The 25,422-nt window shown below is 69.7% G+C and carries 26 protein-coding genes and 4 pseudogenes; 6 read left to right on the top strand and 24 right to left on the bottom strand.

The features are described from left to right. Position 1 precedes the first annotated feature (1 nt). Both ACFYRY_RS23130 and ACFYRY_RS23125 read right to left on the bottom strand, forming a co-directional pair. Complete coding sequence (locus ACFYRY_RS23130) at positions 2-622, bottom strand: HAD family hydrolase (protein WP_389148664.1); 621 nt, start codon at positions 620-622, stop codon at positions 2-4. A gap of 189 nt (positions 623-811) precedes the next feature. After that, the gene (locus ACFYRY_RS23125) at positions 812-1,177 is read right to left on the bottom strand and encodes an LLM class flavin-dependent oxidoreductase (RefSeq protein WP_389148662.1); all 366 of its coding nucleotides are present in this window, start codon (positions 1,175-1,177) and stop codon (positions 812-814) included. Between the two features lie 250 nt (positions 1,178-1,427). Here ACFYRY_RS23125 and ACFYRY_RS23120 point away from each other — a divergent pair, with 250 nt between their 5' ends. After that, positions 1,428-1,940, top strand: a complete 513-nt coding sequence (locus ACFYRY_RS23120) for a DUF2231 domain-containing protein (protein ID WP_389148660.1) — start codon at positions 1,428-1,430, stop codon at positions 1,938-1,940. Positions 1,941-2,005: 65 nt separating this feature from the next. On the opposite strand, the gene ACFYRY_RS23115 is transcribed toward ACFYRY_RS23120, so the two are convergent. The 9 genes and pseudogenes from ACFYRY_RS23115 to ACFYRY_RS23075 all read right to left on the bottom strand — a co-directional run. After that, positions 2,006-2,218 (bottom strand): ferredoxin, encoded by a 213-nt coding sequence (locus tag ACFYRY_RS23115; RefSeq protein ID WP_389148657.1) that lies wholly within the window; start codon positions 2,216-2,218, stop codon positions 2,006-2,008. Then, the gene (locus ACFYRY_RS23110; RefSeq protein ID WP_389148654.1) at positions 2,209-3,525 is read right to left on the bottom strand and encodes an NADH-ubiquinone oxidoreductase-F iron-sulfur binding region domain-containing protein; all 1,317 of its coding nucleotides are present in this window, start codon (positions 3,523-3,525) and stop codon (positions 2,209-2,211) included. The genes ACFYRY_RS23115 and ACFYRY_RS23110 overlap by 10 nt, the downstream gene beginning before the upstream one ends. After that, complete coding sequence (locus tag ACFYRY_RS23105; protein ID WP_389148651.1) at positions 3,522-4,208, bottom strand: ferric reductase-like transmembrane domain-containing protein; 687 nt, start codon at positions 4,206-4,208, stop codon at positions 3,522-3,524. The genes ACFYRY_RS23110 and ACFYRY_RS23105 overlap by 4 nt, the downstream gene beginning before the upstream one ends. After that, complete coding sequence (locus ACFYRY_RS23100) at positions 4,205-5,170, bottom strand: FAD:protein FMN transferase (RefSeq protein WP_389148648.1); 966 nt, start codon at positions 5,168-5,170, stop codon at positions 4,205-4,207. Before ACFYRY_RS23100 ends, ACFYRY_RS23105 begins: the two co-directional genes overlap by 4 nt. After that, positions 5,167-5,547 (bottom strand): hypothetical protein, encoded by a 381-nt coding sequence (locus tag ACFYRY_RS23095; RefSeq protein ID WP_389148645.1) that lies wholly within the window; start codon positions 5,545-5,547, stop codon positions 5,167-5,169. The genes ACFYRY_RS23100 and ACFYRY_RS23095 overlap by 4 nt, the downstream gene beginning before the upstream one ends. A gap of 78 nt (positions 5,548-5,625) precedes the next feature. After that, positions 5,626-7,026, bottom strand: coding sequence for a sensor histidine kinase (locus ACFYRY_RS23090; RefSeq protein ID WP_389148642.1), 1,401 nt, complete (start codon positions 7,024-7,026; stop codon positions 5,626-5,628). Then, positions 7,023-7,727, bottom strand: a complete 705-nt coding sequence (locus ACFYRY_RS23085) for a response regulator transcription factor (protein WP_389148639.1) — start codon at positions 7,725-7,727, stop codon at positions 7,023-7,025. The genes ACFYRY_RS23090 and ACFYRY_RS23085 overlap by 4 nt, the downstream gene beginning before the upstream one ends. Then, positions 7,717-8,031 (bottom strand): 2-oxo acid dehydrogenase subunit E2, encoded by a 315-nt coding sequence (locus ACFYRY_RS23080; protein WP_389148636.1) that lies wholly within the window; start codon positions 8,029-8,031, stop codon positions 7,717-7,719. The genes ACFYRY_RS23085 and ACFYRY_RS23080 overlap by 11 nt, the downstream gene beginning before the upstream one ends. A 513-nt stretch (positions 8,032-8,544) precedes the next feature. Then, a pseudogene (locus tag ACFYRY_RS23075) lies at positions 8,545-9,612 on the bottom strand (AAA family ATPase); the annotation flags it as partial. Positions 9,613-9,906: 294 nt separating this feature from the next. Here ACFYRY_RS23075 and ACFYRY_RS23070 point away from each other — a divergent pair. From ACFYRY_RS23070 to ACFYRY_RS23060, 3 genes and pseudogenes are all read left to right on the top strand, one after another. Next, on the top strand, positions 9,907-10,326 hold the full coding sequence (locus ACFYRY_RS23070; protein ID WP_389148634.1) for a hypothetical protein: 420 nt from the start codon (positions 9,907-9,909) through the stop codon (positions 10,324-10,326). Between the two features lie 26 nt (positions 10,327-10,352). Beyond that, positions 10,353-10,499 (top strand): annotated as a pseudogene (locus ACFYRY_RS23065) (universal stress protein); the annotation flags it as partial. Positions 10,500-10,540: 41 nt separating this feature from the next. Beyond that, positions 10,541-10,744 (top strand): annotated as a pseudogene (locus tag ACFYRY_RS23060) (hypothetical protein); the annotation flags it as partial. 98 nt (positions 10,745-10,842) lie between these two features. Here the strand turns inward: ACFYRY_RS23060 and ACFYRY_RS23055 are convergent. The 3 genes from ACFYRY_RS23055 to ACFYRY_RS23045 form a co-directional block, all read right to left on the bottom strand. Continuing rightward, complete coding sequence (locus tag ACFYRY_RS23055) at positions 10,843-11,358, bottom strand: hypothetical protein (RefSeq protein ID WP_389148632.1); 516 nt, start codon at positions 11,356-11,358, stop codon at positions 10,843-10,845. Positions 11,359-12,029: 671 nt separating this feature from the next. Further along, a complete protein-coding gene (locus ACFYRY_RS23050; protein WP_389148629.1) occupies positions 12,030-12,842 on the bottom strand; it encodes a hypothetical protein in 813 nt (270 codons plus the stop codon). 318 nt (positions 12,843-13,160) lie between these two features. Continuing rightward, positions 13,161-13,424, bottom strand: coding sequence for a DUF6193 family natural product biosynthesis protein (locus ACFYRY_RS23045; protein ID WP_389148626.1), 264 nt, complete (start codon positions 13,422-13,424; stop codon positions 13,161-13,163). Between ACFYRY_RS23045 and ACFYRY_RS23040 the strand changes: the two genes are divergently transcribed. Further along, positions 13,409-13,534: a hypothetical protein gene (locus tag ACFYRY_RS23040; protein ID WP_389150310.1), complete on the top strand. Its 126-nt coding sequence runs from the start codon at positions 13,409-13,411 to the stop codon at positions 13,532-13,534. The two genes, ACFYRY_RS23045 and ACFYRY_RS23040, sit on opposite strands and share 16 nt — an antisense overlap. Positions 13,535-13,593: 59 nt before the next feature. Here ACFYRY_RS23040 and ACFYRY_RS23035 read toward each other — a convergent pair whose 3' ends face one another. The 9 genes from ACFYRY_RS23035 to ACFYRY_RS22995 form a co-directional block, all read right to left on the bottom strand. Beyond that, complete coding sequence (locus ACFYRY_RS23035) at positions 13,594-14,226, bottom strand: DUF2461 family protein (protein WP_389148623.1); 633 nt, start codon at positions 14,224-14,226, stop codon at positions 13,594-13,596. Between the two features lie 338 nt (positions 14,227-14,564). Continuing rightward, positions 14,565-14,867, bottom strand: coding sequence for a hypothetical protein (locus ACFYRY_RS23030; protein WP_389150230.1), 303 nt, complete (start codon positions 14,865-14,867; stop codon positions 14,565-14,567). Positions 14,868-14,954: 87 nt separating this feature from the next. After that, positions 14,955-15,212 (bottom strand): DUF6221 family protein, encoded by a 258-nt coding sequence (locus ACFYRY_RS23025; RefSeq protein ID WP_389148620.1) that lies wholly within the window; start codon positions 15,210-15,212, stop codon positions 14,955-14,957. Between the two features lie 780 nt (positions 15,213-15,992). Next, entirely contained in the window at positions 15,993-16,424 is a 432-nt protein-coding gene (locus tag ACFYRY_RS23020) for a DUF3592 domain-containing protein (protein ID WP_389148618.1), read from the bottom strand. Between the two features lie 522 nt (positions 16,425-16,946). After that, positions 16,947-18,146 (bottom strand): serine hydrolase domain-containing protein, encoded by a 1,200-nt coding sequence (locus tag ACFYRY_RS23015; protein ID WP_389148614.1) that lies wholly within the window; start codon positions 18,144-18,146, stop codon positions 16,947-16,949. 403 nt (positions 18,147-18,549) lie between these two features. Then, positions 18,550-19,308, bottom strand: a complete 759-nt coding sequence (locus ACFYRY_RS23010) for an SDR family oxidoreductase (RefSeq protein ID WP_389148611.1) — start codon at positions 19,306-19,308, stop codon at positions 18,550-18,552. Further along, on the bottom strand, positions 19,305-20,084 hold the full coding sequence (locus ACFYRY_RS23005; RefSeq protein WP_389148608.1) for an enoyl-CoA hydratase/isomerase family protein: 780 nt from the start codon (positions 20,082-20,084) through the stop codon (positions 19,305-19,307). Before ACFYRY_RS23005 ends, ACFYRY_RS23010 begins: the two co-directional genes overlap by 4 nt. Positions 20,085-20,089: 5 nt before the next feature. Then, positions 20,090-21,733, bottom strand: a complete 1,644-nt coding sequence (locus tag ACFYRY_RS23000) for an AMP-binding protein (protein ID WP_389148605.1) — start codon at positions 21,731-21,733, stop codon at positions 20,090-20,092. Then, positions 21,730-23,442 (bottom strand): CocE/NonD family hydrolase, encoded by a 1,713-nt coding sequence (locus ACFYRY_RS22995; RefSeq protein WP_389148602.1) that lies wholly within the window; start codon positions 23,440-23,442, stop codon positions 21,730-21,732. The genes ACFYRY_RS23000 and ACFYRY_RS22995 overlap by 4 nt, the downstream gene beginning before the upstream one ends. A 312-nt stretch (positions 23,443-23,754) precedes the next feature. On the opposite strand from ACFYRY_RS22995, the pseudogene ACFYRY_RS22990 reads away from it, so the two are divergent. Continuing rightward, a pseudogene (locus tag ACFYRY_RS22990) lies at positions 23,755-24,678 on the top strand (NAD(P)-dependent alcohol dehydrogenase); the annotation flags it as partial. 271 nt (positions 24,679-24,949) lie between these two features. Here the strand turns inward: ACFYRY_RS22990 and ACFYRY_RS22985 are convergent. Further along, complete coding sequence (locus tag ACFYRY_RS22985) at positions 24,950-25,303, bottom strand: ArsR/SmtB family transcription factor (protein ID WP_389148599.1); 354 nt, start codon at positions 25,301-25,303, stop codon at positions 24,950-24,952. Between the last annotated feature and the right edge of the window lie 119 nt (positions 25,304-25,422).

Below are 25,422 nucleotides of genomic sequence, written 5' to 3'. Positions count from 1 at the left end.
CTCAACGGGTCGGCAGCCACGCGTCGATGACGGCTGCGAGGTCGTCCTGGCTCCGGAAGACGTGCCCGTCCATGCCGACCTCCTGCGCCGCGCGGACGTCCTCCTCACGGTCGTCGACGAAGAGGAAGTCGGCGGGTGCGGCCTGCAGAGCGACGACGCAGTACTGGAAGGCGGCCGGGTCGGGCTTTGCGGCACCGATCCTTCCGGAGAGGGCGAGGTGGTCGAGGTCGTGCAGCCAGGGCTGGGCGGCGAGAAAGGCGTCCGCGTGGTCCGCGGGGATGTTGGACAGCAGGGCGACCCGGGCCCGGTCCCGCAGGTCCCGTACGTAGGTGACCATGCGGTCGTCGACGCGGGACCAGCTGTCGATGTCGGTGAGCCGTAGCTCCTCGATCGTGTCGGCGTCGGCGGAGCGGGACAGCGCGTGCAGGACGTGGGTCCAGTACGCGGACGCGGTCTGCCAGCCGGCGTCGTAGGGCGGGCGGTGGGCCCAGTAGGCAGTGTTGAAGTCCTCGGCGGAGGTGTGGCAGCGGGCGGCCATCTTCTCCAGGGCACCCGGGCGTTGGTGGCGGGCTATGACGCCGAAGAGGTCGAAGAGCACGATGCGGCGGCGGTCGGTGGACATAGAGGTCCGTTCCCTCGTGGTTTCGGGGGCGTTCGGGTCAGAGCCGGTGGGGCAGGGCGCGGGCGAGCGCGTCCAGTGCGGCCAGGCGGTCGGGGCCTGCCGGGGGCGAGAACGACGCCGGTCGCGCCGGCGGCGTGGCGGGCGTCGATCGCGGCGCGAGCCTGGGCGGGGGTGCCGGCGATGCTCAACTCACGGACCCAGTCCGCGGGCATCGTCCGGGCGAAGTGCCGGGCGTCGGAGCTGGCGGCGCGGTGCGCGCGCAGTTCCTCGGCGAAGGGCAGGGGGTCGATGTGCGCTGCCCACTGCGGCGAAGCACACGTTGCGGGCGCCTGCGGGCATGATCCCGATCCCGACGGTGAGGTTCGTGGTGGCGGCCAGGACGGTGGCGGCCTGGGCGACACCGCCGCGCCAGCCGAGGTCCTCCACCACCCAGACCTGGTCGAACCCCAGCTCCTCGGCGCGCCGGACATAGGGCAGCACCTCGCCGACGGGGAGGTCGAGCGGCAGCATGACACCGACACGGCCGCGGGCGGGGTGTGCGGGGGACTCGGACATCTGGGCTCCTTCGGTCGGCGGAGGGCGTTTCTCCCGGCCTGGTGACCGGGGAGGAGAGGAGCTTGTGCGGCACGGTTGTCAGGGACCGTGCCGCACAAGCGGTCAAGGGGTTCCCGGAAGGGGACGTCCGGCCCTGCTTCCGGGCCGGACGGAGGGCACCGGAACTCCTCAGAAGAAGCTGAGAAGTTCCTGTGCCAGGCTGGCGCGCCTGATCGACACGGGAACCCCAACTCGCTGGAGGAATACGCAGATGAGCCTGGTCAACGGCCTGCCCGCACACATACTGCTCGTGCATTTCGTTGTGGTCCTCGTCCCCCTGACCGCTCTGGCACTCGTGGTCTGTGCGATCCGGCCCAAGGCGGCACAGCGCATGGGCGTCGTCCTGCCGCTGCTCGCCCTGGTCACGCTCGTGAGCGTTCCGCTCACCACGCAGGCCGGCGAATGGCTGGAGGCACACGTCGACGGCAACGCGCTGGTGCGCCGGCACGCCGAGCTCGGCGACGGCCTGCTTCCCTGGGCCGGGGGCCTGTTCCTCCTGGCGGTCGCCGTCTGGTGGGCGACCGGCCGGGCCGCCGCGTCCGGATCCGGCGCGTCCGGCAGCGCACGGTGGTCCGCGACGCCGGTGCGCGTCGCGGCGGCGGTGCTGTCGCTCGTGGTGGCCGCGGGAGCCGTCGTGGACGTCTACCGCATCGGTGACTCGGGGGCGAAGGCGGCGTGGCAGGACGGCTTCTCCAAGACGGCGTCGGGCGACGGGGACGACTGACCCGGCATCGGCTCGCTTCGGCGGCCGGGGAAGAGTGAGGGGAGCGGTCGGCCTGTGCGCCATCCTCATCTGTCGTCGGTGTGCAGGGCCAGGCGGGGGCAGGCGGCGACGGCCCGTCGGGTGTGGGCGCGCAGCCGGTCGGGGACGATCCGGTCCTTGAGAATGGGGTAGCCCCACTCGTCGAGGTCGATCAGCTCGGGGAGCAGTTCGCCGCACAGGCCCTGACCGGTGCAGGCGATGCGGTCGACGCGCAGGGTCCGGTTCGGGGTCATCGCCATGTCTCCGGTGGTGTGGCGGGCGGTACGGGGATCCTCGGCGGCCGGTGGGCCGCGGGGCAGGAGCCGTGGGTGAGGTGGCGGTCGACGTCGTCGGCGAAGGTACGCAGGGCGGAAGCGGCCAGGCGGGCGGCACCGTCGGGGTGACGGCAGGCGCCCCGGTCGGGTAGCAGACCGGCTCGGCGGTGCAGGCGGGACAGCAGCTCCGGATGGGCCCGTCCGGCGGCCAGTGTGGCGAAGTCCTCGGCCACGGCGGGCAGCCCGTAGCGGCAGGGCCCGCACTGTCGGGCGCCGTGGGCCGCCAGGAAGGCGAGCATCCGGGCCGTTTCCGTCAGCCCGCAGGCCGGGTGAGGAAGCGCGACGAGTACGCCCGCGCCGGGTGCGGCGCCCAGCGGAGCCAGGTCGCGGCGGGCGAGGGGCGTGTGCACCTTCTCTGCCGGGAGCCAGGTGCCGCCGAAGCCGCCGAGCAGGACGGCCCGGACGGGCCCCGTGGGGCCTCCGGCACGGTCGAGCAGTGTGGCGAGAGGTGTGCCGAGCGGTGCTTCCAGGACACCGGGAGCGGCGACGGCCCCGGAGACGGTGACGAGCGTGGTGCCGGGCTCGTGCAGGGTGCCGGCCTGCCGGAACCAGTCCGGTCCGTGGCGGGCGATGAGGGCGAGGTGGGCGAGGGTCTCGGCGTTGTGGACGAGGGTGGGGCGCCGGGCGACCCCGCGTTCGTGGCTGCGCGGAGGGCTGCCCTGCGGACGGGCCGGACCCCCGTCGAGCCAGCGCACCAGTGCCGTCGACTCGCTGGAGACGTAGCCGTGCGGCAGGGCGTGCAGGCATATCCGTACAGGGTCGAGGCGGGCGCGTCGCCGCTCCTCCACGGCGGTGCCGAGCTGCCGGTGCTGGGCGGTGCGGGTGCGGGGCAGGCACACGTGGACGGTCTCGGCTCCGACCTCGGCCGCCGCGAGGACGGCGCCGTCGAGGATCAGGTGGGGTGCGTGGGCGAGCAGGAACTGGTCCTTGCGGCTGGCGGGTTCGCTCTCCATGGCGTTGACGACGACCACGGCCGGACCTCGGCCGCCCAGCACGCCCCGCAGTTTCCGGGCCGTCGCAAACCCGGCGCCGCCGCGCCCGGTGAGCCCGGCCGCCTCGACGGAGTCCACCAGCGGCCCCGGCACGTCCCCGGTGAGGGGAGGCGGCCCGTAGCGTCGCAGGTGATCGGTCAAGGTGGCCGGTCGCCCGGTGGCATGCCATCCCGCCAGCAGCCGCGCGCTGGATGTGCTGACCGGCCCGGGCGTGAAGGGTGCCGCGGTCGAGGAGTTCACCGTCCGCCTCCGATCAGCAGCGCGGACGTGGCGGCACGCTGGGCCCAGCCGGGCTGGAGCGGCCCGCTGGTCAGGAAGGCGGTCAACGCCACCGGTACGGCGATCGCGGTCGCGGCGGCCACGAACCGCCCGGCCACCCGTCCGGGACCGGCCTTCGCCAGACGCCACCACACGGCGCCGACCACCGAGGCCAGGCATGCGGCGTAGAGCCACAGCTGGAGTGGGAGGCGGGCGTCGGTGCCGGTTCCGGCACCGTGGAAGAGGGCGAGTGGCCAGGCGGCGTAGGCGAGCCAGTGCACCGCCTTCCAGCGGCGCACCCCCAGCCGTAGCCGCATTGCGCTGGTGATCAGCACCGCGAGCAGCAGATTGACCGCGGCCGTGCCCAGCCCGAGCCAGAGCGGCCGGTACGACGCTCCGAACGGGACCACGGTGACCGCCCACCCCAGGTGCACGAACGGATCGAGCACTGCCGTCACGACGTGCACGGCGAGGAACACCAGGGTGAGCAGGGACAGGTTGCGGTGCAGCAGTCCGATCTCGAACTTGCCGATCCGGCGCGGTGTGGACCGCCCGCCGGAGGCGATCCCGAGCACCACGGTGGCGGTGAGCAGGATCAGAGCGAGGGTGCCGCCGGCGCGGCTGGCGTACCACAGGGGGCTGCCGGTCAGAGCGAGAGGCGTCATCGCGGACCTCCGGGGCCGGGCGACGGGGAGTCGGGTGGCCAGCCGCCGAGGCGTACGACGGTGCCGTCGAGGCCGACCAGGCGGGCCGGCAGGCCGGTGGAGCGCAGCCAGTGCACGGCCCGTTCGCCGAGCACGACCGCCGCCGTACTCGCGGTGTTGGCGTCCACGCAGGTGGCGGCTGAGACGGTGACCGTGCGCCACACGGGCGGGGCCGGTTCCCCGGTGCCGGGGTCGACGATGTGGTGCAGGGTGCGTCCGCCGCGCCGCCAGGCGCGCACCCGTATGCCGGAGGTCGCCAGGGCCCCGCCGGTCACGGCCACGGCCGGGCCCGGCTCCGTCACGGACTGCGCGTGGTCGTCGGCGAGCGCGATCCGCCAGCCGCCCTCCGGTGTCGGCCCGGCCACGGCCAGGTCGCCGCCGAGACTGACCAGGGCCCCGCACCCGGTCGTCGCGGCGGCCTGTTGGACGGCACGGTCGGCGGTGCGGGCCTTGGCGGTGGCGCCCAGGTCGAGGAGGGTGTGTGGGGGCAGACGGAGTCGCCGGGTGCGCGGGTTCCAGCTGACCCGCTGCCAGCCGGGCGCGGGGCGGCCGACGGGCACCGGGCGGACGTCGTCGGGGCGCACGGAGACGAAGGTACGGTCGTAGCCGAGCGCGATCACCGCGCTGCCCACGGTCGGGTCCACGGCACCGTCGGTGATCCGGGCGGCCCGCAGGGCGGCCTGGAGCGCGTCGGCGAAGTGTTCGCTCACGGTCGTCGGGGCACCCGCGGCCAGGTTGACGCGGGTGAGTTCGGAGTCCGGCCGGAAGCGGCTGCAGGTCAGGTCGACGGCGCGGAGTTCGGTGCGCAGGACCTCTTCCGCGACGGGCAGCGCACCCGGGTCGGTGACGAGCAGGGTGGCGGTGGTGCCCAGGGCGGGGAAGACGGCCTGGGCGGGGGAGGGGGCCGGCGCATGTGTGGTCATGACGCCCCCGTCGTCGTGTGCGGCTGTTGCCGGGTGGGAGCCGGTGGTTGGGCAGGAGGCTGCGGCGCGGGTCGAGCGGCCGGGGCCGCGCCCTCGTCGTCGTCCTCGTGATGGTCACTCCCCGCGTTCCCTCCCGTTGCGGGGGCGGAGGGGGACGGCGCCTGGTTGTGTGCCGACGGGGTGACGATCGGTGCGGGAGACGCCGAGCTTCCCGGCAGCAGGTGCGTGTAGAGGCTGCCCAGCCCCGCCGCGCCGGCCACGGCGGTGACCGCGATCCACCGGGTCACACGGCGGCTGCGGCGCAGGCCGCGATCGCGCGCGAGCGGGGAACCGGTCGGCGGGGGCGTCGGCGGGGGGTCGTCGGGCGAGGATGCCATGGCGGGGCTCCTGAAGGGCCAGCGGCCGGATCGGTCGCGTACACCTCCAGGCTGTGCTCACGGTTCTTGGGAACTGGCTCACCTCTTCTTCGGATCCGGTAAAGATCTCGGTCCGCCGGCCCTTTCCCGTCCGCGCTCCGGCCACAGCGGCAGCTCCAGTACGACGGTCAGCCCGCCACCGGGGGTGTCCTCCAGCCCCACCGTGCCGCCGTTGACGGTGACCAGCCGGTGGACGATGGCGAGCCCGAGCCCGGTCCCGCCGGCCTCGGGGTTGCCGAACCGGCGGAAGGCGACCGCCTTCGCATGGGCCGTCATGCCGGGACCGTCGTCCCGGACCCGTACCCGGGCGGCGCCTCCGGACGCACGGTGGTCGACGGCGATGCTCCCGCCGGACGGCACGGCGTCCACGGCGTTGGCGATCAGGTTGTCGAGGATCTGCTCCAGGTGCCCCGCCCCCAGCGCGACGAGCGGTGCCGCACCGTCGAAGTCCGCGGCCAGCCGGACGCCGCGCTCCTCGGCGACGGGCGCCCAGGCGGCAACGCGTTCGGCCACCACTTCGTCGATCCGCACGGCGGTCGGGCGGGGTGTGGCCTGCTCGGCGCTCGCGACCGCCAACAGCCCGTCGACCAGCCGGGACAGCCGGGAGATCTCCTCCTGGGCGGCGGCAAGATCGGCAGCGGTGGCGTCGTCCGAGCCGGCGGCCAGGACATCGAGGCGCAGCCGCAGCGCGGCCAGCGGGGTGCGCAGCTGATGGGACACGTCCGCGATCACGGCTCGATGCCCGTGCACCAGGGCTTCCGTGCGCGCCGCCATGGTGTTGAAGGTGGCCGCGAGTCGGCGTACCTCCGGCGGACCGGCTCGCACGTCGGCCCGCTCGTCGAGAGCGCCCTCGCCCAGCCGCCGGGCCGATGCGCCCAGCGTCGACAGGGGCCGGCTCACCCAGCGGGCGAGGCGGACGGACAGCAGTACGGAGGCGGCGAGCCCCGCGACACCGATCGCCGCGGACCAGCCCCAGATCGCCGCGATCCGGGCATCGAGCGGAGCGGAGGACCGGGCCAGGACCACCGCGCCGACGGGCTCGCGCACGTCACCGGCCGGTTCCGCGGCCAGCAGGCGCCCCTCGCTCTCCGGAGGCTCCGGCTCACGCCCGCGCAGCACGTCCGCCACCAACTCCTCCGCCTCCTCACCCTGCGCCGCCGTGCACGGCGTACTGGCCACCAGGTGCGCGGAGGCGTCGTACACGGCGGCGCAGTCCCCCGCTCGGGCAGCGGCATCCAGCTCCTTGCGCATGAGGGTGACCGGTTTGCCGTCGGAGAGGTGTTCCTCGGCCGCCGCGGCGATCACCCTCGTGGCCGCGCGCTGGCTGTCGCGGTAGGCGACGCGCTCGCGTGCCGTCAGCGACACCGCAAGCGGCACCAGCGCCAGCACCAGCAGCACAGAGGTCAGGACCACGAGCGTCCAGGCGATCCGGCGGGTCACGACTGCTCCGGAGGTGCCTGGACCGGCCCGAGCCTGAAGCCGTGCCCGTAGACCGTCTCGATCAGGCCGGACACACCGAGCTTGCGGCGCAGCGCCGCGATGTGCACGTCCAGCACCTTCGTCGGTCCGTACCAGTGGGCGTCCCACGCCTGCTCGAGGATCTGCTGCCGACTCACCACGCGCCCCGGATCCGCGGCCAGGCACTCCAGGATGCCGAACTCCTTCCGCGTCAGCGCCACCGCACGGCCGTCCACCGACACCTGCATGGTGCGCAGGTCGAGTGCCAGCGGGCCGTGCCGGACGATCTCCGGCCCGGCCGGACGCCGTCGGCGCAGCACCGCCCGGATCCTCGCCAGCAGCTCGGCCAGCCCGAACGGCTTGACCAGGTAGTCGTCGGCACCCTCGTCGAGGGCCACCACCCGGTCGGCCTCCTCACCCCGCGCTGTCACAGCGATGATCGCCGCGTCCGACCGGGCACGCAGCCTCCGGCACACCTCGATACCGTCGATGTCCGGAAGCCCCAGATCCAGCAGGACGACATCGAAGGAGGCGGCCGCCAGGGCGGCACCCCCGGTGCGGACATCCTCGACGGCGTACCCCGCCTGCCGCAGCCCGCGCACCAACGACTCGGCGATGCCCCGGTCGTCCTCCACGACCAGCACCCGCGTCACCTCGCCCGCGCCGGTGGCCTCAGCGTTCATCCGGGTCACCCGCCTTCGGGAGGGACCAGTGCAAAGGCACCGAGTGGGCGAGAAGGAAGTCGGCGAGCAGGAGTCGGGTGACGGCCGTGGGACAGCGGGCGCCGACGGCGCCGTCCGTCGCACAGCGGTCCGCGGAGAGGGGCGCCGTGACCACGGGACGTACGCCGAGCAGGCCGTCGACGGCCCACGGCCGTTCGACGACCCGGCCGAAGCCGACCAGGGCCACTTGCGGCGGGTAGATCACGCCGATGACGGCTTCGACCCCCTGGGCGCCGAGGGCGGTGACCGTGGGATCCGGTCGCACTTCGGCCGAAGGACACGGCCCGGGTCACGGCACACTGCCGATGTCCATGGAGCCGAGGGCCGCCCGCTTCTCGCGGGCCCGAATCACACGGTGCACGGCCCCTGTTCCGCTTCTCCGTGTCTCCTTGTGGCCCTCGGCTCTACGTCCATGACATCGCTGCTCGCTGACCGGTTGTAGGGCCGGACGGTCCCGGTCGGGGGACCGGACGGTCCTTTCGAACTCCTGCCGCCCCGATGGTTCACTCGCGGTGCAGCACGACTTTGAGGGCGTCCCGGGTGAACCCCGGGAAGCCGACGAAGAGCGGCGTGTTCAGCGGGCCCTCGTTGCGGAACAGCGCGTGCGCGCGCCCGCGTACCGGGCGCAGCCGGAATGTGACCAGCAGTGTGCACGGGTCCTTTCGTCATGAGGGAACATGCGGCCACGGCCCGCCATCCCTCGCCAGAGGCGAGCGGTCTCTGTTCACCGATGGTGGCCTCCTCCCGAAGAGGCGAAAGCGCGGGCATGACCGCTCCTCTAGTCCGCCTCCATGGAGGGGCGGCGGTGGACCGGGGCCTGGCGGATGCCCCACGGGCGTACGGAAGCCAGTGCCTGAGAGACGGCGGACTCCAGCGGTCCACCGGTGTCGACGGCGACGGCCTCGGGCCATGGCGGTTCCTTCGCCGTCATTCCGGTGGCGACGTCGAGGCCGGCGTCGGACGGTCCGGGGGCGCGCCTGCTCAGGTGGGCCGCCGCCACGTCGTCCGGGACGTGGCAGTGCAGGGCCACCAGATCGGCGCTGGTGTGTTCGGCCAGGCGCAGGGCCGCTTCACGCCGCGCCGCATCGGACCAGGTGGCGTCCAGTACGACGGACTCTCCGGAGGACAGCAGGGCGGCAGCGCGGTCGAGCAGGGTGGCGTAGGTCCTGGCCGTCCACTCGGGCGTGTACAGGCCCTCGCCGTAGCCGGCTGCCGCGGACTGCTCCGGGGGGATGCCCGACAGCTCCTTGCGGAGGCGGTCGCTGCTGAGCAGCGTCACCCCCAGGCGGTCGGCCAGCGCCCCGGCCAGGGTGGACTTCCCGCTGCCCGGCAGTCCGCCGACGAGCGTCAGGCAGACGGCGGAAGTGCGCAGGTGGCGCAACGTTGTCGAGACCAGCCGTCGCGACGCGGCCTCCGCGCCCGACTCCAGGCAGTCCAGGACACGGGGGCCGTCGTCGAGGCAGAAGACGTCCTCGGCGAGCAGGTCGCCGTGTCCGTCGATCACGCGCCCCTGCTCGATACGGGATTCGAACAACCGCTCGCGGCCGACGAGATAGCGGCGTACGAGCCGCTCGACCTCCGCCACCCCGTCGGGCACGAAGCCGTCATCGGCCAATGCGCGGACCTGCGCGAATCCTGCCTCCCACCGCGACGACAGCGCGTCCCTCGTGCCCTGCTCGTCCACGTCCCGGCTGCGCGGCGCCTTGGCGTGCCACGTGGCGAGGTGCCGGGTGACGGCCCGTAGCACGTTGTCGACGGCGGCCCCGTCCCGTACCAGCCGGGACAGGCGGTGGTCCGCCGGCATGCGGCGCATCCGGGCGGGAGGGGCCGAGTGCTGGTCAGCAGGGACCTTCGGCCCCATGAACGGAGCCGGGCGCACTTGGAAGGTGGTGAGGAGGAGAAGGTGGTGGGGGACGCACCAGCGACAGCTGGAGGCCAGACCATGGGCAGACAGGATCCGCCACACGCATCCGGTCCTCACCGACCGCACCAGGAGCAGCACCCGCCCAAAGGCGCGAACCCACTGAGGCGTACGTCCGACCGTGTCGAAGCCTGGTGCTCCCGACTGCTGCTTCTGGTGCTCGCCATCGGACTGCCACTGGCTTCGGTGAGCGCGGGGCTGGCTGCCTACGCGTCCACGATGCGCACCGTCGAAGCCCAGTCCGCGCAGCGGCACCAGATCACCGCACGAGTGACCTCGGCCCCCGAGGCAGCACCGGGCAGTGCCGTGGACGATAAGCAGACGGTACGGGTCAGCTGGACCGGGAAGGACGGCCGGCAGCAGACCGGAACCGCCCACGTACCGCTGGACAAGACCCCGGGCTCGACCGTGCGGATCTGGGTGGACAGGGAAGAAACCGTTCAGGGACCGCCGATGTCCGCCGGCAACGCGAACTCCACCGGCTGGCTGACAGGAGGCCTGACGGCGGTCGCCGTGTACGCCGGCTTCGTCACTGGGCGCAAAGGGATGCGTCTGGTGCTGAACCGCAGAAGGTACGCGCAGTGGGACGCCGAATGGGACCGGGTGGAGCCCCTGTGGTCCGCCCGGTACCACCGCTGACAGTCCGTCGTCGGCGATTCCACCGAGGGCTGGACGCATCGGCCGACGCCGCCCTGATCGTTGTGGGCGCGCTGCGGCGACACGGCCGCTTCGGTGTGCGACTCGGCAGGGTCGCCCATGCTCTGCTACATCACGCCGAGTGCCCGGTGGCCGTTGTCCCGCAGTGGGCCTGAACTCCCACACGCGTGGTGAGGGCAGAGGGTGAGGCCGACGGATGTCGGAGTGGATCTGGGAGTACGAGGGGTACGACCCCGATGCGGAGCGGTTGCGCGAGTCGTTGTGCACACTCGGCAACGGTTACTTCGCCACCCGCGGCGCGGTGCCGGAGTGCAGAGCGAGCCTGGTGCACTGTCCGGCCACCTACGCGGCCGGGGTGTACAACCGCCTGGAGTCCACCGTGGCGGGGCGCCAGGTGGTGAAACTGAAGATTCCCCGTGATCTCGGACACGGTTCCGTTACGCGGCGAGGGAATCCGTGGCCTTCACACACCTCGTCGGCGTCCGGTTCGCCGCACCCTCAGATGCGGGCGAAGACGTTGATGACCACTCCGATGTAGAGAATGACCAGGATGGTCCAGAAGGTGTAGACGACGCCGGGATACCGGATGTAGAGAGGTATCCGGATGGTTGGATAACGCTTGCGAAGTTCACGTGGGGTCGGAGTACCCCCGAACTGCTGAGGAAGAGCCGCCCTACGCCACACCTTCTCGAGTTCGGCCTCACGCCACTGGCGGGGATTGAGCATGACGGCGGCGCGGTCGTCACCGACGACGAGCACCGCGCCGGCGATGCCGCTGGAGTTGATATGGGTACGGGCCACGAAGCCGGGCCCCTCGATGACGGTCAGTCGGCGCGCCCAGTTGCGCACCAAGACGGCGCCGTCCACGAGTGCCACATACGTGTTCACGGTGTGCAGGACCGCATAGGCCACATACCAAAGGAAGGGGAGCGCGACGAGGGCGATGGCAGCGGGAACCGCCATCGACCCGATCCCCTCACTGGTGCCGCGCCCGCCGGCGAGCATGCGCGTCATGCTTATACCCGGCACGATGACCGCCGGTACGACGGCTAGTGCAATGCGCCCGAACCGGCTCTTGTCCGGGGATACGGAAAGCTCTGTACGGCGGTCATTCACGGCTGCCCTCCGGTCTCTCCACACACGGCGACAAAAGGAAGGCCGTCACAGACATCATCCGCCCCCCAACTCCTTTGCTGTTCCGTTCCCTTTTACGCTGTTCACCGGATCCCGGTGCCCTGGTAGAGCACAACTGACCTCTCTGCGGGTCGGATTCAGACCGCAGTCAGCGTCAAGTGACGGCGAGCGGCGGTCCTGTGTTCGCGCTTGGCGAGCGGCCCGAGGACGACAAAGATGGTCACCTCAGCGCCGAGCCCTGCGCGAGCGGCATCGTCGAACCTTCGGAGGCGGTCGGCGCCTACAGAGCTGTCTTCGCACTCTCGTTGCCACTTCAACGGCAGCCTTCCGGCCGTCCGGCAGATAGCCGGTCATCTGGCCGCCCAGGTGGTCGCCCCCTGACCCGCCGCACGTCGGTGCAGCCGTCATGGCGGCACAGTTCAGCGATGCTTTCCTCGAATTCGGGGGCGCCCATGTTGAACACCGGCTCTGGTAGCACCGGTTACCACAAATTGACATGCACTGGTAAACCGGGGTGATTCGGCCTTCAGGGCGGGATCTTCCCCTGTCTCCTAGCCGGAGACAGGGAAGTCCTTGCGTTTGATCTTGGCGCGGCGACCGTCCGGGTGGTGGAAGACAATGCCCTCGGCCAGAGCGCCGGGGGCGAAGCGGCTCTCCAGTTCGGCGAGGAAGTCACGAAGGCCGGCGTAGTCGCGCGGCACGCTCTGGTAGACCGGCACCTCCAGGTTGAACGGCACGCACCGGTGGTCGTCCAGCCCCAGTGGGTTGCCCTGGACGCGAGGTCCTAGCGCTTCACAGGAGTGCTCGCCGTCCGGCCACGACGTGACGTCAGTGTTGCGGGCGGCGGCGAGAACCCACTTGTCCTCCGCGGCCCCCTCGACGGTGTCGACGTACCAGCCATCCTTGATCCCCTGTGCTTTCTGCAGCTTGCTCGGGTTGCGCCGCTTCTCCACCCGTACCAGCTGGCCCGCCCGGACGGTGAGACGGACGTTGGTTCCGTCGAGCTTCTCCGTCGGGGCCCCCTCGCCGTCGAACACCCATGCACACTCCACCCGCGGCCGGTCGACGACCCGGAAGGCGCCGTCCCGCTCGAACAGCGTGGGGATCTTCTCCATGACCTGCATGCCCTTCCTGACGTGGCCGACCAGTTCCTCGTGAGTGATGGTCCCGGACGCCAGGCCGCCCGCCAGCGCGCGGACCAGGTCCGCTACCGAGACCTCAGCCTCGACGGCAACCCGCTTCAGCGCCTTCTTCTCCTCGGGCGAGATCCAGGCGACCAGTCGGGACCAGCCTTCGGGCGGTGTCCATCGCGCGAGCTGCTCCGGATTCTTGCGGGGCCGACCGCGCCCCCTGCGTTCCTCCATGGGCAGGACCGTAGGCCCGATTTAATGGCGTGTCAATTGGCATAACAGAAAATGGCAGACTGGGGTCTTCGGGTGGTGTGACCGGACGCCGTCCTGGCCAGCGGCCCGAGGGCGCGCGCCCTTGACTGCGCCTGCCAACTCCTCGCCTGCTTACGGCATCTGACCAGGCGACACTCACGACACCGACTCCGCAGTCAACCCTCGAAGGATTTCCGAACTTGACCACTGTCCAAAGAAGTGACTTGCCGTAGAGCTCGCAACACGATCATGAGCTGTGAACTGCGCGTCACAGTTGGCCAGGTTGGCCAAGTAGCGTGCTCAGGCGCCGGATTGGCCCGCCCAGGAGTGCTCGATGCCCGAGTCAGGCGGTGCTGGGGTTCGGGTCGGCCACCCTCCCTCGATGGCCGGACCGTTGCCTGCGGGGACGTTCGCGGCCACCAATGCCGCGGCCTCGCGAGCACTGAGCCGGGTTCCGAGCACACATGACTGCGCCTGCCGCGACCACGGCGTGACCACGTCCCACAAACTGTTTCCCGCTGGTCTCACCCGCGGGACCTCCTCGTGGAATGGATCCGCCAGCATTCCCCCAACTCCTGCCGGATGTGCTCTTCGGGGCCCGTCCTCGACCCTCCCCCTGGCCGTATCGGGCGATGGACGAGCGGTCGGCGCTGAAGGTGCGCACCATCGTCTGAGCGCTGGGGCCGGCGGCTCGGGTGTGGTTTCTCCCGGGCCGTGCGGCGCCCTCGTGATGTCAGGCGGCGCGTTTGACGTGGCGAACCAGCCACATCAGCAGGGCGTCCAGGTCGGCTGCGGCCGAGAGGACCCGGTCGACCGCCTCGGGGGTGTGCAGCCACTCCTCACAGCCGAGGGGACGGGCGGCGATCAGCGAACGGTGGCGCAGCAGGTTCGTACGGGAGTGGTCCGTCGGAAAGCCGCGCGGGGGGCGTTTCATCACGTCCCCGGAGATGTCGTAGCCCTTCTTCCGCACGTCCTCGACGATGGCCGACAGTTCGCGGCCGCTCCCCTCGGAGGCCACGGCTTTGCGGAACATGTCCACCTGGCCGGGATCGGGGTACCACCAGGCGCCCTGGATCCGCAGGCCGTCCAGGGCGAACCGGAGACCGATCTCGATCTTGCGGCCGAGCCGGATCACCGCACCCTGGTGCTGCCACCACCAGGAGTCGGTGCGGTAGTGCCAGACAGAGAAGTCCTCGTACCGGGGGTCGGTGTCCGCGACGTCGTTGAGCAGAGCGATCATCGGCTGCCTGACCAGGCGTTCGCGGTCCGCGCGGTAACGCTCGCGGGTCGCGTGGGTCGGTTCGCCCTGGAGCTGCCACAACACGTCCAGGGCCTGCTCCGGCCAGCCGGTGAACTGTCCGCACATGCGCGCAGGATAGCTCAGGCGTAGCCCCGGACATGGTGGGAGGTGTCGCGGCGGGGCTCGCCGGCCAGGTCGATGTGCCCTGCGCGGTGGGCGAGTTCGTCGAGGACACGGAGAGTGCAGTCGATATGAAGCGGGCGGTGCGACGTGCAGCCGAACGTGAGATCCCACAGCGAATGGAGGACATCGCGGCTCGTGCCAGTGGGAGCCGCTGACTGAAGCCGTGCACGGCGGCCTCCTGGGCCAGTTCAGAAGTTGAGCGGTGTCGACGGCTCGGACGGTGCGGGGAAGGGGCGGGGTCATGTCGAGATGATGCCAAGGAGCCTCGGCAGGCCGGGGGGTCAGCGGGGCCGGGATGCGATCTGCTGACGGGCAGGACCCCAGACTTCCTCGAATTCCTCGGAGGTGAGTTGCTCGGGGTCGTGGCCTTCCCATTCCGAGACGGGCAGCTCGGCTGTGATCCCGAACCTGCTGTCGTACTCATCGAGGCGGCCTGCGTCCTGGGCCCGCTGCCATTCTTCGAGGGAAGCTGCCGCGATCGGGGTCGATGCAGGACCCTGGAGTTCGATCTGCCTGGTCACCCAGCCTTCGGCGTCGACCTCGAAGTAGAACCAGACGTCTTCCTCGTCCCAGTAACAGCGCATCCATGTGGTCACCGACCAATGATTCCAAGGGCTCCATGCCCTCGTCGGCCGCGCCGTCGTACGGCTCGGGCGTGTCTCCTTGAAGGGCTATGGGCGCCATTGCTGTCGGTAGGCGGGGTGCTCTGCGTATGACTGGGCAAGGACCCGAAGCGCGTATGCCAGGCCGGCCGAGCGGGAGTCCGAGGGATCCATGGCCGTGTACTCGTGTGCCAGTTGCTCGGCCAGATCGAGCATGGGGAGATGGCTGTCGAGAAGAGCCTCGCCGCCCAGGGTGTCGGCCACGTAGGCATAGGCGTGGTTGTCGTCCATGATGCGTGCGACGAGGAACTTCAGAAGATCGTCCATGTGGTCATCTTTGCGGCAAGCCGCTTCGGGGGTCAGGCGGCTGTCCAAATGAGGATGGCAGCGAGGTGGAGTGCGGCCTCCCTGATCGACATCAACCTGACGGGCCGGATCGGCGGCCGGCGGGGCGGGTCTGCGGATGCGCCCGGTCGGCAACGAGCTCGCGATACGCCTGACCGAGACCGTGCGGCGCCTGGACCTCGACAACCGGGAACTCCCGATCGACCGCGGCCAGGACGCAGAGGAGGTTCTCTTGGTGTCCTGGTTCGCCTCGCCTACTCCGGCATCTGCCGCCCTGAGGTTGCCTCGGCATAGAGCTGCCACCAACATCGCCTTCCCGTCCGCGGTGCAAGCCGTCCAGATCGTGCGCCGCCGACGAATCGTCACCACCCGCAAGGTTCAGCCTGGAACGCATCTACGGCGTCACCGACCTGACGCCGGAGCAGGCCGACGCAGCCGAGATCGCCCGCCGTGTCCGCGACGACTGGGGTATCGAGAACAAGATCCACCACGTCAGGGACACCACGTACGCCGAGGACGCATCCCGCCTGCGTACCGGCACAGCACCTCGCGCCATGGCATCCCTGCGCAATTTGGCCATCGACGCTCTCCGGCTCACCGACCACGCGAACATCGCCGCTGGGCTCCGCCACCACGCTCGTGACGCAAACCGCCCGCTGATCACCCTCGGCATCGCGTGATCAGCCCGAACACCTCTGAACGACATCGCCCTGGGTAATGAAGGCGGCAACCACGACTACGGTCCGGGGTAGGCGACTGCGGTCAGTTGATGAAGACCTGGGCCAGCGCCAGAGCGGCGAAGAGGGCTGCCGCCACGGCGCTGATGGCATAGGCCAGACCATCTGAGACCCGCAAGCGGTGCTCCTCGAAGTGGGTGACGCAGATGCGGGTCGGCTTCGCGGGGTCGTAGACGATGTCCATCGCGTCTCCCCGGACCAAGGTGTTCGATCCGTCCGGATTGGACGACATGGACTCAGCTTCGACTTCCGTGCCATCGAGCAGGCAGAAGATCACTAGGACGTGGTGACGTGGGTCGGAGTCGGCGCCTTTCGTGTGGCGGAAACCCGACACCTGAGCGCTCGTGCGCATCCCGTGACGCCGCAGCCGGTAGATGTCCCAGGCTGATAGCCAGCAAATGATGCAGACTCCGAAGAGGATCAATGAGACGGGTACCCACACCCATGCAGCCACCATGGGGCAAGTGTAGGAACCAACGCGAACTGCGCGATGTTCTCAGGGCGTTGGCGTGTGCACCAGCACCGCACCGCGCACCATGGTATCCCTGCACAACGTGGCCATCGGTGCTCTCCGGCTCACCGACCACGTGAACATCGCCGCTGGGCTCCGCCACCACGCGCGTGACACAAACCGCCCGGTGATCACCCTCGGCATCGCGTGATCAACCCGAACACATCACCGGAACGACGTCGCCCTGGGTAGAGACCCCCTTCGCCGCGCAGTGCCAGCTGCTAGGGCGTGTTTCGAAGTGCTGGTCACAGCCATTCGTTGATGGCCGCGACCAGCACGGTCGCCTCATAGCGGACGGCGGGGTTGTCGTACCTCGTCGCCACCGCGAAGAATGGCCGCATCACGGCCTGCCGATTCCCGGGGCCTCAGCAGGCCGAGTGACCTGCGACGTTAAAGGCCAAGCTCGGGAAGAAGGGAGCTCAGACCTCGCAGTGCAGCTACCTGGAAGTCACGCAGCTGGCTCCGGGGCTACTGGTGCCGTGGGAGAGCCTGTGCCTTCTGCGCCGAAAGAGTCTTGTAGACGGTACCGGCGAGGTCGGGCAGCGTGTCCCCTTCGCCAACGGCGCTGTTGACAGCAATTGCGATGATCATGCCAGTCTTCGGGAAGTACATGTGCAGCACCCGGTTTCCAAAAGTGGCCCCCTCATAGGCCCAGACCGTCCCGGCCACAGGATGGACGAACTTCACGACACCGAGCCCGAAACCGATGGGATCGTCGGCCGTGACGCTCTTGATGGGCTTACTCGTCTTCGCCGAGACCAGGGACTCCAGCTCGCGCTGCTGCGCTGAGGGCAGCAGTCGACCGCTGTACAGCGCCCTGTCCCAAGCCGTCATGTCTCTCAGTGAACTCACCAGGCCACCCGCCCCCTGCGCCCAGGACAGGCGGAGCCGAGGAAGTGACTTGTTGAGATGCTTCGGCAGGACGGAATGAGTGGAGTACGGCGTCGGCATGCGCGAGGCCGTGTCCGGAGGGCAGTCCGGGGGGAGGCAGGTGTCGTTCATTCCGAGAGGTTCGATGATGCGCTCGGCGAGCCGCTCATGGTAAGTATCGTGCGACGCTCGTTCGACAATCATCTGCGCGAGGAGGTAGTTCGTATTCGAGTACTCGTACTTCGCGGGACCCAGTGGCAGGCCCTCCACATAGGACATCAGGCGCTCCAGCGTGAAGCGCGTGGAGGGATTGGCGTCGAAATCCTTCAGGAACGCATTCTGCTCGGTGTAGCTGGGGATGCCGCTGGTCATCGACAGCAGTTGCTTGATGGTGACATCGCGCCACGCCGGATACTGGGGAAGCCACTTTCCCAGCTTGTCCCGTATGGACAGCTTTCCTTCGGCCTCCAGTTGAAGCAGCAGCACGGACGTGAACGCCTTGGTGTTGCTGCCTATCTGCCACAGCGCCTTGCTGTTCACCGGTCGACCACCGCCGTAGCGGGACGTCCCCGCATCGACCGAGATATCAGGTCGCTGATCGGCATAGGTCACCCGAAGGGAGACCGCTGAGAAATGATCCTTAGTGCCCTGAGCGTCCAGATATTTCTCGAGGTCACTTCGCAGTGACGCGGTGGCACTGCGAACGGATGGCTCCACCCCTGCGTGCGCGACGGCCGGCCCACTTCCCAGCACCATCATCCCCGAAACAATCGCCGCGGTGACCGTCGCCAGGGCCACGAGGCGCTTCCCTTGCCGACCACCCCGCCGACGAAGCCTGTACTTCACTGTCGCTATTCCTCCATCGAATCGAACAGAACTGGGAACGACGATCACGCTACGCAGTGGAGGCACGGCAGGTAATGGGGGTAACCCCCGCTTGGTAGTGGTGCTGACCCCCTGAGTGAGGCCAATTACAGCTTCGAAGGCAGCCATCTGCCCGTCGGAAAAGGAGAGACCGCGACGGTCATTGACCGTCCCGACAGGGTTTCATCTCCCTCGTTGCCGCCGTCGCGGTGACGACGGCCCGGCGAATGGGTCGATATCGGCGATCAGGGCGTTGTCACTGCGGCCCGGTCAGTGTGGCTGGGCCGGACGACGGTCGAGTGCCGTGGATGAACACCTGCTAGCCGCAGGCTCGCGGTTACCGGATGGAGGATCCGATGGAGATGCCGCCGTCCACGTCCAGGACGATGCCGGTGATATAGCCGGCGGCCTCGCTGGCGAGGAAGGCAGCGGCTTCGGCGATGTCCTCGGGCCTGCCGGTGTGGCGCATGGGGACCTTGTGGGTGAGTTTGTCGCGTGCGGGGCCGTTCATGGAGGCGAGCATGGGTGTTTCGATGAGGCCGGGTGCGATGGCGTTGGCGGTGATGCCGTGGCGTGCGCCTTCGAGGGCGAGGGTGCGGGTCATGCCGACGATGCCCGCTTTGGCGGCCACGTAGTTGGTCTGGCCGAAGTTCCCACGCCAGGACATGGAGGAGAAGCTGACGATACGGCCGTAGCCCTGGCGTTTCATGGGGGCGAACGCGGCGCGGGCGCAGTGGAAGCCGCCGGTGAGGCTGACGTCGATGACCGCGTGCCAGTCGTCGTCGGTGATGTCCTCGACGCGGTTGTCGCGGATGATGCCGGCGTTGTTGACCAGCACGTCGAGGCGGCCGAGGTCGGCGACGACGCCGTCGATCCAGGCGTTGACCTGGGCCGAGTCGGTCACGTCCACCCTGTCGGTGCGGAGTTTCGCCTCGTGGGCGTCGGTGATGGTCCCGGCGGCTTCGGTGAGGGCCTGTTCGTTGACGTCGGCCAGCGCGACCGCGGCGCCCTCCGCGGCGAACCGGGTCGCCATGGCGAGGCCGAGACCCTGTGCGGCCCCGGTGATGGCGACGACGCGTCCCTGGTAGCGATTCACTTGATGTCCGCTTTCGTGGTGTGGGGAGCGAGGAAGGCCCGCAGGGCGTCGGGCACCGAGCTCGCCGACCAGTTGTCGGCGAAGGTGGCCAGTTCCTCGCGAAGGGCCTGCTCGGGGGCCATGCCGTCGATCCTGTGCAGCAGAGTCTTGAGCCGTTGCTGAGCGGGACTGTGGCGGTCGGCCAGCTGATGGCAGATGCGGGTGGCGGTGGCGTCGAGGTCGGCCTCGGGCACGATCGCGCGGATCCAGCCGGTGTGCTCGAAGGCGGTCGCGGGCAGCAGTTCGCCGGTCAGCAGGAGCCAGCGTGACAGGCCCCGTCCGACCGCGTCGGGCAGCCGGACGCTCGACCCGCCGGCCGGGACCAGGCGCCGGTTGAGGTGGCCGTCGCCGATGAGCGTGGTGTCGGCGGCGACGACGACATCACAGGCCAGCGCGAGTTCGAGGCCCCCGGCGACAGCGTGGCCGTGCAGCACGGCGACCCAGGGTTTCGGGCTGGCCGCGATACGGCTGAAGCAGGCCGACACGTCGGTCAGGAAGTTGACTGGATTGTCGCCGCGGTCGTGCAGTTCGAGGAACTGGTGGAAGTCTCCTCCGGCGCAGAAGCTCGGTCCGTTGCCTGCCACCGCGATGACCGCGGTGTCGGGGTCGGCCTCGGCGCTGGTGATCTGCTTGTCCAGGGCTTCTATGAGGGTGACGTCGAGGGCGTTGCGCCGCTCGGGTCGGTTGAGCAGCAGCCATCGGACGGGGCCGCGTTGCTCGACGAGCAGAGGTTCCATGCCGGTCAACGTGACTCCGGGGTGGTGAGTTCGGTGCGTCGGCGTTTGCGCAGCAGGTAGCGCTGCGTCTTGCCGCTGGGTGTCTTGGGCAGGCTGTCGATGAAGTGGATCGTGCGCGGGTAGGCGTGGGCGGCGTAGCGGGTCTTGACCAACTGCTGCAGCTCGGTGGCCAGTTCCGGTGATCCGTCGCCGCCGTCGCGGAGGACGACGTACGCCTCGATGACCTCGCCGCGGACGTCGTCAGGGGCGCCGATGACACTGCACTCGGCGACCGCGGGATGCTGGGCGAGGACGCTCTCGATCTCGAACGGCCCGATCCGGTAGCCGGCCATGATGATGACGTCGTCGTCGCGGGAGGAGAAGAAGAAGTCCCCGTCGGCGTCGACCCGCCCGGCGTCGCCGGTGAGGTACCAGTGGCCATCGGGGGTGAACTTGGAGCCGCTCTGCCCGGCGATCTGGTAATCGCGGAACGTCATCAGCGGACTCGCCGCGACATCGATCGCGACCCGGCCGAGCACGCCCGGTCCGGCCGGCTCGTCCTTGTCGTCGGCCAGGACGGTGAGGCTCCAGCCGGGCACCGGCCGGCCCATCGATCCGGCCTTGAGGGGGCGGGCGAGTTCGGGATGGTGGTGATTGGCCAGGGGCATGCCGACCTCGGTCTGGCCGAAGTGGTCGTGCACGGCCAGGCCGAGCGCGGTGGCGGCCCACTCGTTGACCTCGGGGGTCAGGGGCTCGCCCGCGCTGGACGCCCGCTCCAGACGCAGCCCCTTGGGCACCGGTACCGACGAGGAGCGCAGCCCTCGGTACACGGTCGGGGCGGCGGTGAAGTCGGTGACCTGGTGCTCGACAAGGGTGCGCCAGGTCGTCTCGGCGGAGAATCCGCCCGACAGCAGCAGGCTGGGGATGCCGGCGGCCAGCGGAGCGACGATCGCGGAGTACAGCCCGTAGGCCCAGCCCGGGTCGGCGGCGCACCAATAGCTGCTGTCCCCGGTGACGCCCAGGGCGTACTCCAGGTAGATCTGCCATCCGGCGATGTAGGAGACGGGGTGGATGACGCCCTTGGGCTTGCCGGTGGTCCCGGAGGTGAACATGTGCACCAGCGGTCCGTCCCCGCTCGTGATGACCGCGGGCACCGGCTCCGGTGACGCGGCGGCGACGAGATCGGCCAGCGACGCGTCACCGCGCGCCGTGCTCGTTCCGGTGACGACGACCCTTCGCTCGGGGTCGTCCGTCATGTCGGGGCCGGGGTCGAGCTTGTGACGCTGGTCCGGGTCGACGACCACGACGCGCGCCCCCGAGCCTTCCAGGCGCAGGGCGATGGCCTGGGGTGCGAACGCGGTGAACAGCGGGACGTAGACCGCGCCGAGCCGCCAGATCGCGAGGATGACGGTGACCAGGTCGGTGCTCTTGCCCATCAGGGTCGCCACCCTGTCACCGGGACCGACCCCGAGTCCTTGAAGCGCCCGCGCACAGCGGTGCGAGTCCGCGGCGAGCTCGCCGAAGGTCAGCCTGGAAGCCTTGCCGTTGCCGTCGACGACGGTGAACGCGACGCGGTCTGCGGGGTGCCGGTCGCACAGCAGCCCGGCCACGTCGAGGGAAGGAGCCGCGAAGGTCGCGGTCAGTTCGGCGACCCGGTCGGCGGCGCTCATCGCTGGTCCTTCCGGTCGATGACCGGCAGGACCAGACGGCTCGGGTGGTTGGGCCCGTGATGGATGTGGTTGACCGCCGGAATCATCTGCTCCTCGCTCTCGCGGGCGATGACGCCTCCGGTGTTGGTGTTGCGGTCGTAGCGGGGGAAGTTGCTGCTGGAGACGTCCACGCGGATGCGGTGGCCCGGAAGGAACACATTGGACGTGGCGGTCATGTCGATGGTGATCTCGTAGACCGTGCCGGGCTCCATCAGTTCCTCCGTGGCCAGGCCGCCCCGGTAGCGGGCGCGCAGGATGCCGTCGCACAGGTTGATCGCCTTGCCGTCGGGGAAGACGTCGACGAGCTTGGCGGTGAAGTCGGTGTCCACCGCCGACGAGGAGACGAACAGGGTCAGGCTGACCGGGCCGGTGACCTCCACGGGCTCCTCGAGCACCGGCCCGGCGAAGCACAGGACGTCCTCGCGGGCGGCGACGGACCGCTGGTCGACCGGGCCGCAGAGTTCCAGTGTCACCGGCATGGATGCCCCGCCGGCCGTGGGAACCGGGCGGCGCGGGTCGTAGAGGTAGGTGTCGTGCCCGGCGCTGGTTGGCGCTTCGGTCGTCAACACACCGTCGCCGCCCGCTGTGTTGGCATGGCCGGCACTCGTGAGGTGGAAGTCGGTCCACCTCGTGTCGGGCAGCGGCCACTCCTGCTCGTCGCGCCACTGGTCGATGCCCATGACGAAGATCTTCACCGGTGCCACGTCGTCCAGAGCGGTGGTGTCGCCACGGAGCCAGCGGTCGAAGAACTTCACGTGCAGGCCGGTCAGACCCAGCATCTGGGCACTGGCCAGCGGGCCGAAGGAGCGGTCGGGATAGACGCCGGTCGAGGAGATGTGATCCCACGGACCGATGATCAACCGCTGCCCCTCACGAGCCTGCGCACTGCCCGCCTTCTGACGGGCGGTGGTGTAGGTGCGCACCGTCTGCCCGATGTACAGGTCGTACCAGCCACCGATGTTGAGCGCCGGAACGGTGACGTTCTTGAGCTCAGGCGTGAGCTCCATGGCATCCCAGTACTCGTCGTGGGAGGGGTGGGCCATCCAGTCGTCCCACCACTTCCCGTACTCCGCCAGTACCGGGACTTCGGCCGTCGGCAGCACGTCGTTCAGCGGCTCCGGGAACAGCGCCGCCTGACCGAGCTGCTGTAGCTGAGACACGGAGCCCTCGCCGGCCGCCAGGGACCGCTGGGCGTCGGCCGTGTACATCATGGCGTTCCATAGCGTGACCAGGCTCAGTGAGAGCGCACCGCCCGGGCCGTACCAGGGCGCCTCGTAGTTGTCGATCGAGGTGACGGACGGTGCGATCGCCTTGAGGCCGGGGGCGCCGGTCACGGCGGTCTCCCACTGGACCATCCCGAGATAGGACCCGCCGTACATGCCCACCGTGCCGTCGGACCAGGGCTGCTCGGTGATCCAGGCGACGGTGTCCTCGCCGTCGTTGCGGTCGGCCATGTGCGGAACGAACTCGCCCTCCGAGCGGTGGGTGCCTCGGCAGTCCTGCACCACCACCGCGTAGCCCGCCTCCAGCAAAGGCATGAGGTCGGGCATGACACCGCCCAGGGTGATGCCGAAGACGTCTTTGCCGTAGGGCATGCGCACGAGCAGCGTCGGAGCCTTCCCCTCGACTGGATGCCACACGTTGGCGGCGAGGGCTACACCGTCACGCATCGGAACTCGGACATCTATCTCGTACAGGTGCTGCATCGGTGCTCCTCGTTGAGCCGGCTGGGTTGCCCCGGATGTGGGTACGTTATGAGGTACGTTCGTACCCTGTCAATTACCATGGAGAAGGCCGACCTCTGGCGATTTGCAGTAGGTGACGGTGACGGTGACGGTGACGGCGACGGGGCTGGTCGCTGCCGACGTCGTCCCCCGCCTGCGAGGGGAGGGGTGATGAGCTCATGTTCGCACTGACGCGAACATGAGCTACGGTGAAAACGCGCCCGGCCGGAAGAAGGCAGTCGGGCGCGCAACCCCCGCATATGTCACTCCGACATCCACCAGGCCAGGGAGGGCTGGGCCCAGGCGATCTTCCCGATGGTCCCGGGCCACGAGATCGCGGGCGTCGTCTCCGAGGTCGGCCCCGGCGTCACCAAGTACAAGGTCGGCGACCGCGTGGGCGTCGGCTGCATGGTCGACTCCTGCGGCGAGTGCGGCAACTGCAAGGCCGGCCAGGAACACCACTGTGTACGAGGGGCCGTTCAGACGTACAACGCCCTCGGCCGTGACGGCGAGCCCACCTACGGCGGCTATGTCACGCACGTCGTCGTCCACGAGGACTTCGCCGTCCGTATCCCCGACGGACTGTCCCTGGACGCCGCCGCGCCGCTGCTGTGCGCGGGCATCACCACGTACGCGCCGCTCAAGCAGTGGGGTGCGGGCCCCGGCAAGAAGGTCGCCGTGGTCGGGCTGGGCGGTCTCGGCCACGTACGCGTCAAGATCGCGCACGCGCTGGGCGCGGAGGTCACTGTCCTGTCCCAGTCGCTGCGCAAGAAGGACGACGGCCTGAAGCTGGGCGCCGATCACTACTACGCGACCAGCGACCCGAAGACCTTCGAGGAACTCGCCGGCTCCTTCGGCCTCATCGTCTCCACGGTGTCGGCGCCGCTGGACTTGAGTGCCTACCTCAGCCTGCTGAAGACGGGCGGCGCCCTGGTGAACGTGGGCGTCCCGGAAGAGCCCATCACCTTCCACCCGTTCTCCCTCATCGGCGGCAACAAGACCCTCGCCGGATCGATGATCGGCGGCATCCCTGAGACCCAGGAGATGCTCGACTTCTGCGCCGAGCACGGCATCGGCGCGGAGATCGAGCTGATCGCCGCGTCCGAGATCAACGAGGCGTACGAGCGGGTGCTGGCGAGCGACGTGCGGTACCGATTCGTGATCGACAACGCGACCATCTGAGATCCGTCGCACGCACAAAGGCCCCGGCGGATCATCGGCCGGGGCCCTCGACTGTGGGCACGTGGTACGGCGGGGTGGGTGGCCTATCGCCTTGCTGGTGCACGGATTACGGTCACTCGGCGGGCGGGAGGTCCCCCTCGCTCAACTGGGCCGTGGCCCGGTCGACGTGGTGTCCGGGGTGTCGTTCGACGTGATCGAAGCCGGCCGCAAGCTGGATGCCTGGCTGCGGTGGGTCCGGTTCGTCGCGGCCGCGGAGGGGTGCCCCGGAGCGTCAGGCGCACTCGGCGTTCACGTAGGGCTCCACGCGGCCGACGCTCTCCTTGAGGACGAGGTCGAGCAGTCCGGGGAACCGCTGGTCCAGATCTTCCTTGCGCAGAGTGTTGATGCGGCGGGTGCCGACGTCGTGCTGCCGGATGAGACCGGCCTCGCGCAGGACGCGGAAGTGGCGGGTGAGTACGGACGCGGTGACGTCCTGCGTGAAGCCGCTGCAGGCCAGGCCAGGGGAGACGGAGAGTGTGACGACGATGGTGAGTCGGGTCTCGTCGGTCAGCGCGCTCATGATCTTGAAGAGGTCGAGGTCGTCCGTGTCGGGGTGGACGAGGGGTGACGAGGTGCGACTGGCCATGAGGAAAGAATAACCCCCGCCCCATGTTCGCGTTGGCGCGTACATAGGCTACGGTGAAGGCACGGATTGACCCTTCATCCGTCATCCACCGGGTTGCCCATCACCGGTACCACGGCATG

It is taken from the genome of Streptomyces sp. NPDC005263 (genome assembly GCF_042872365.1).
Classification (GTDB): domain Bacteria; phylum Actinomycetota; class Actinomycetes; order Streptomycetales; family Streptomycetaceae; genus Streptomyces.
This window is presented reverse-complemented; position numbering and strand designations above follow the sequence as displayed.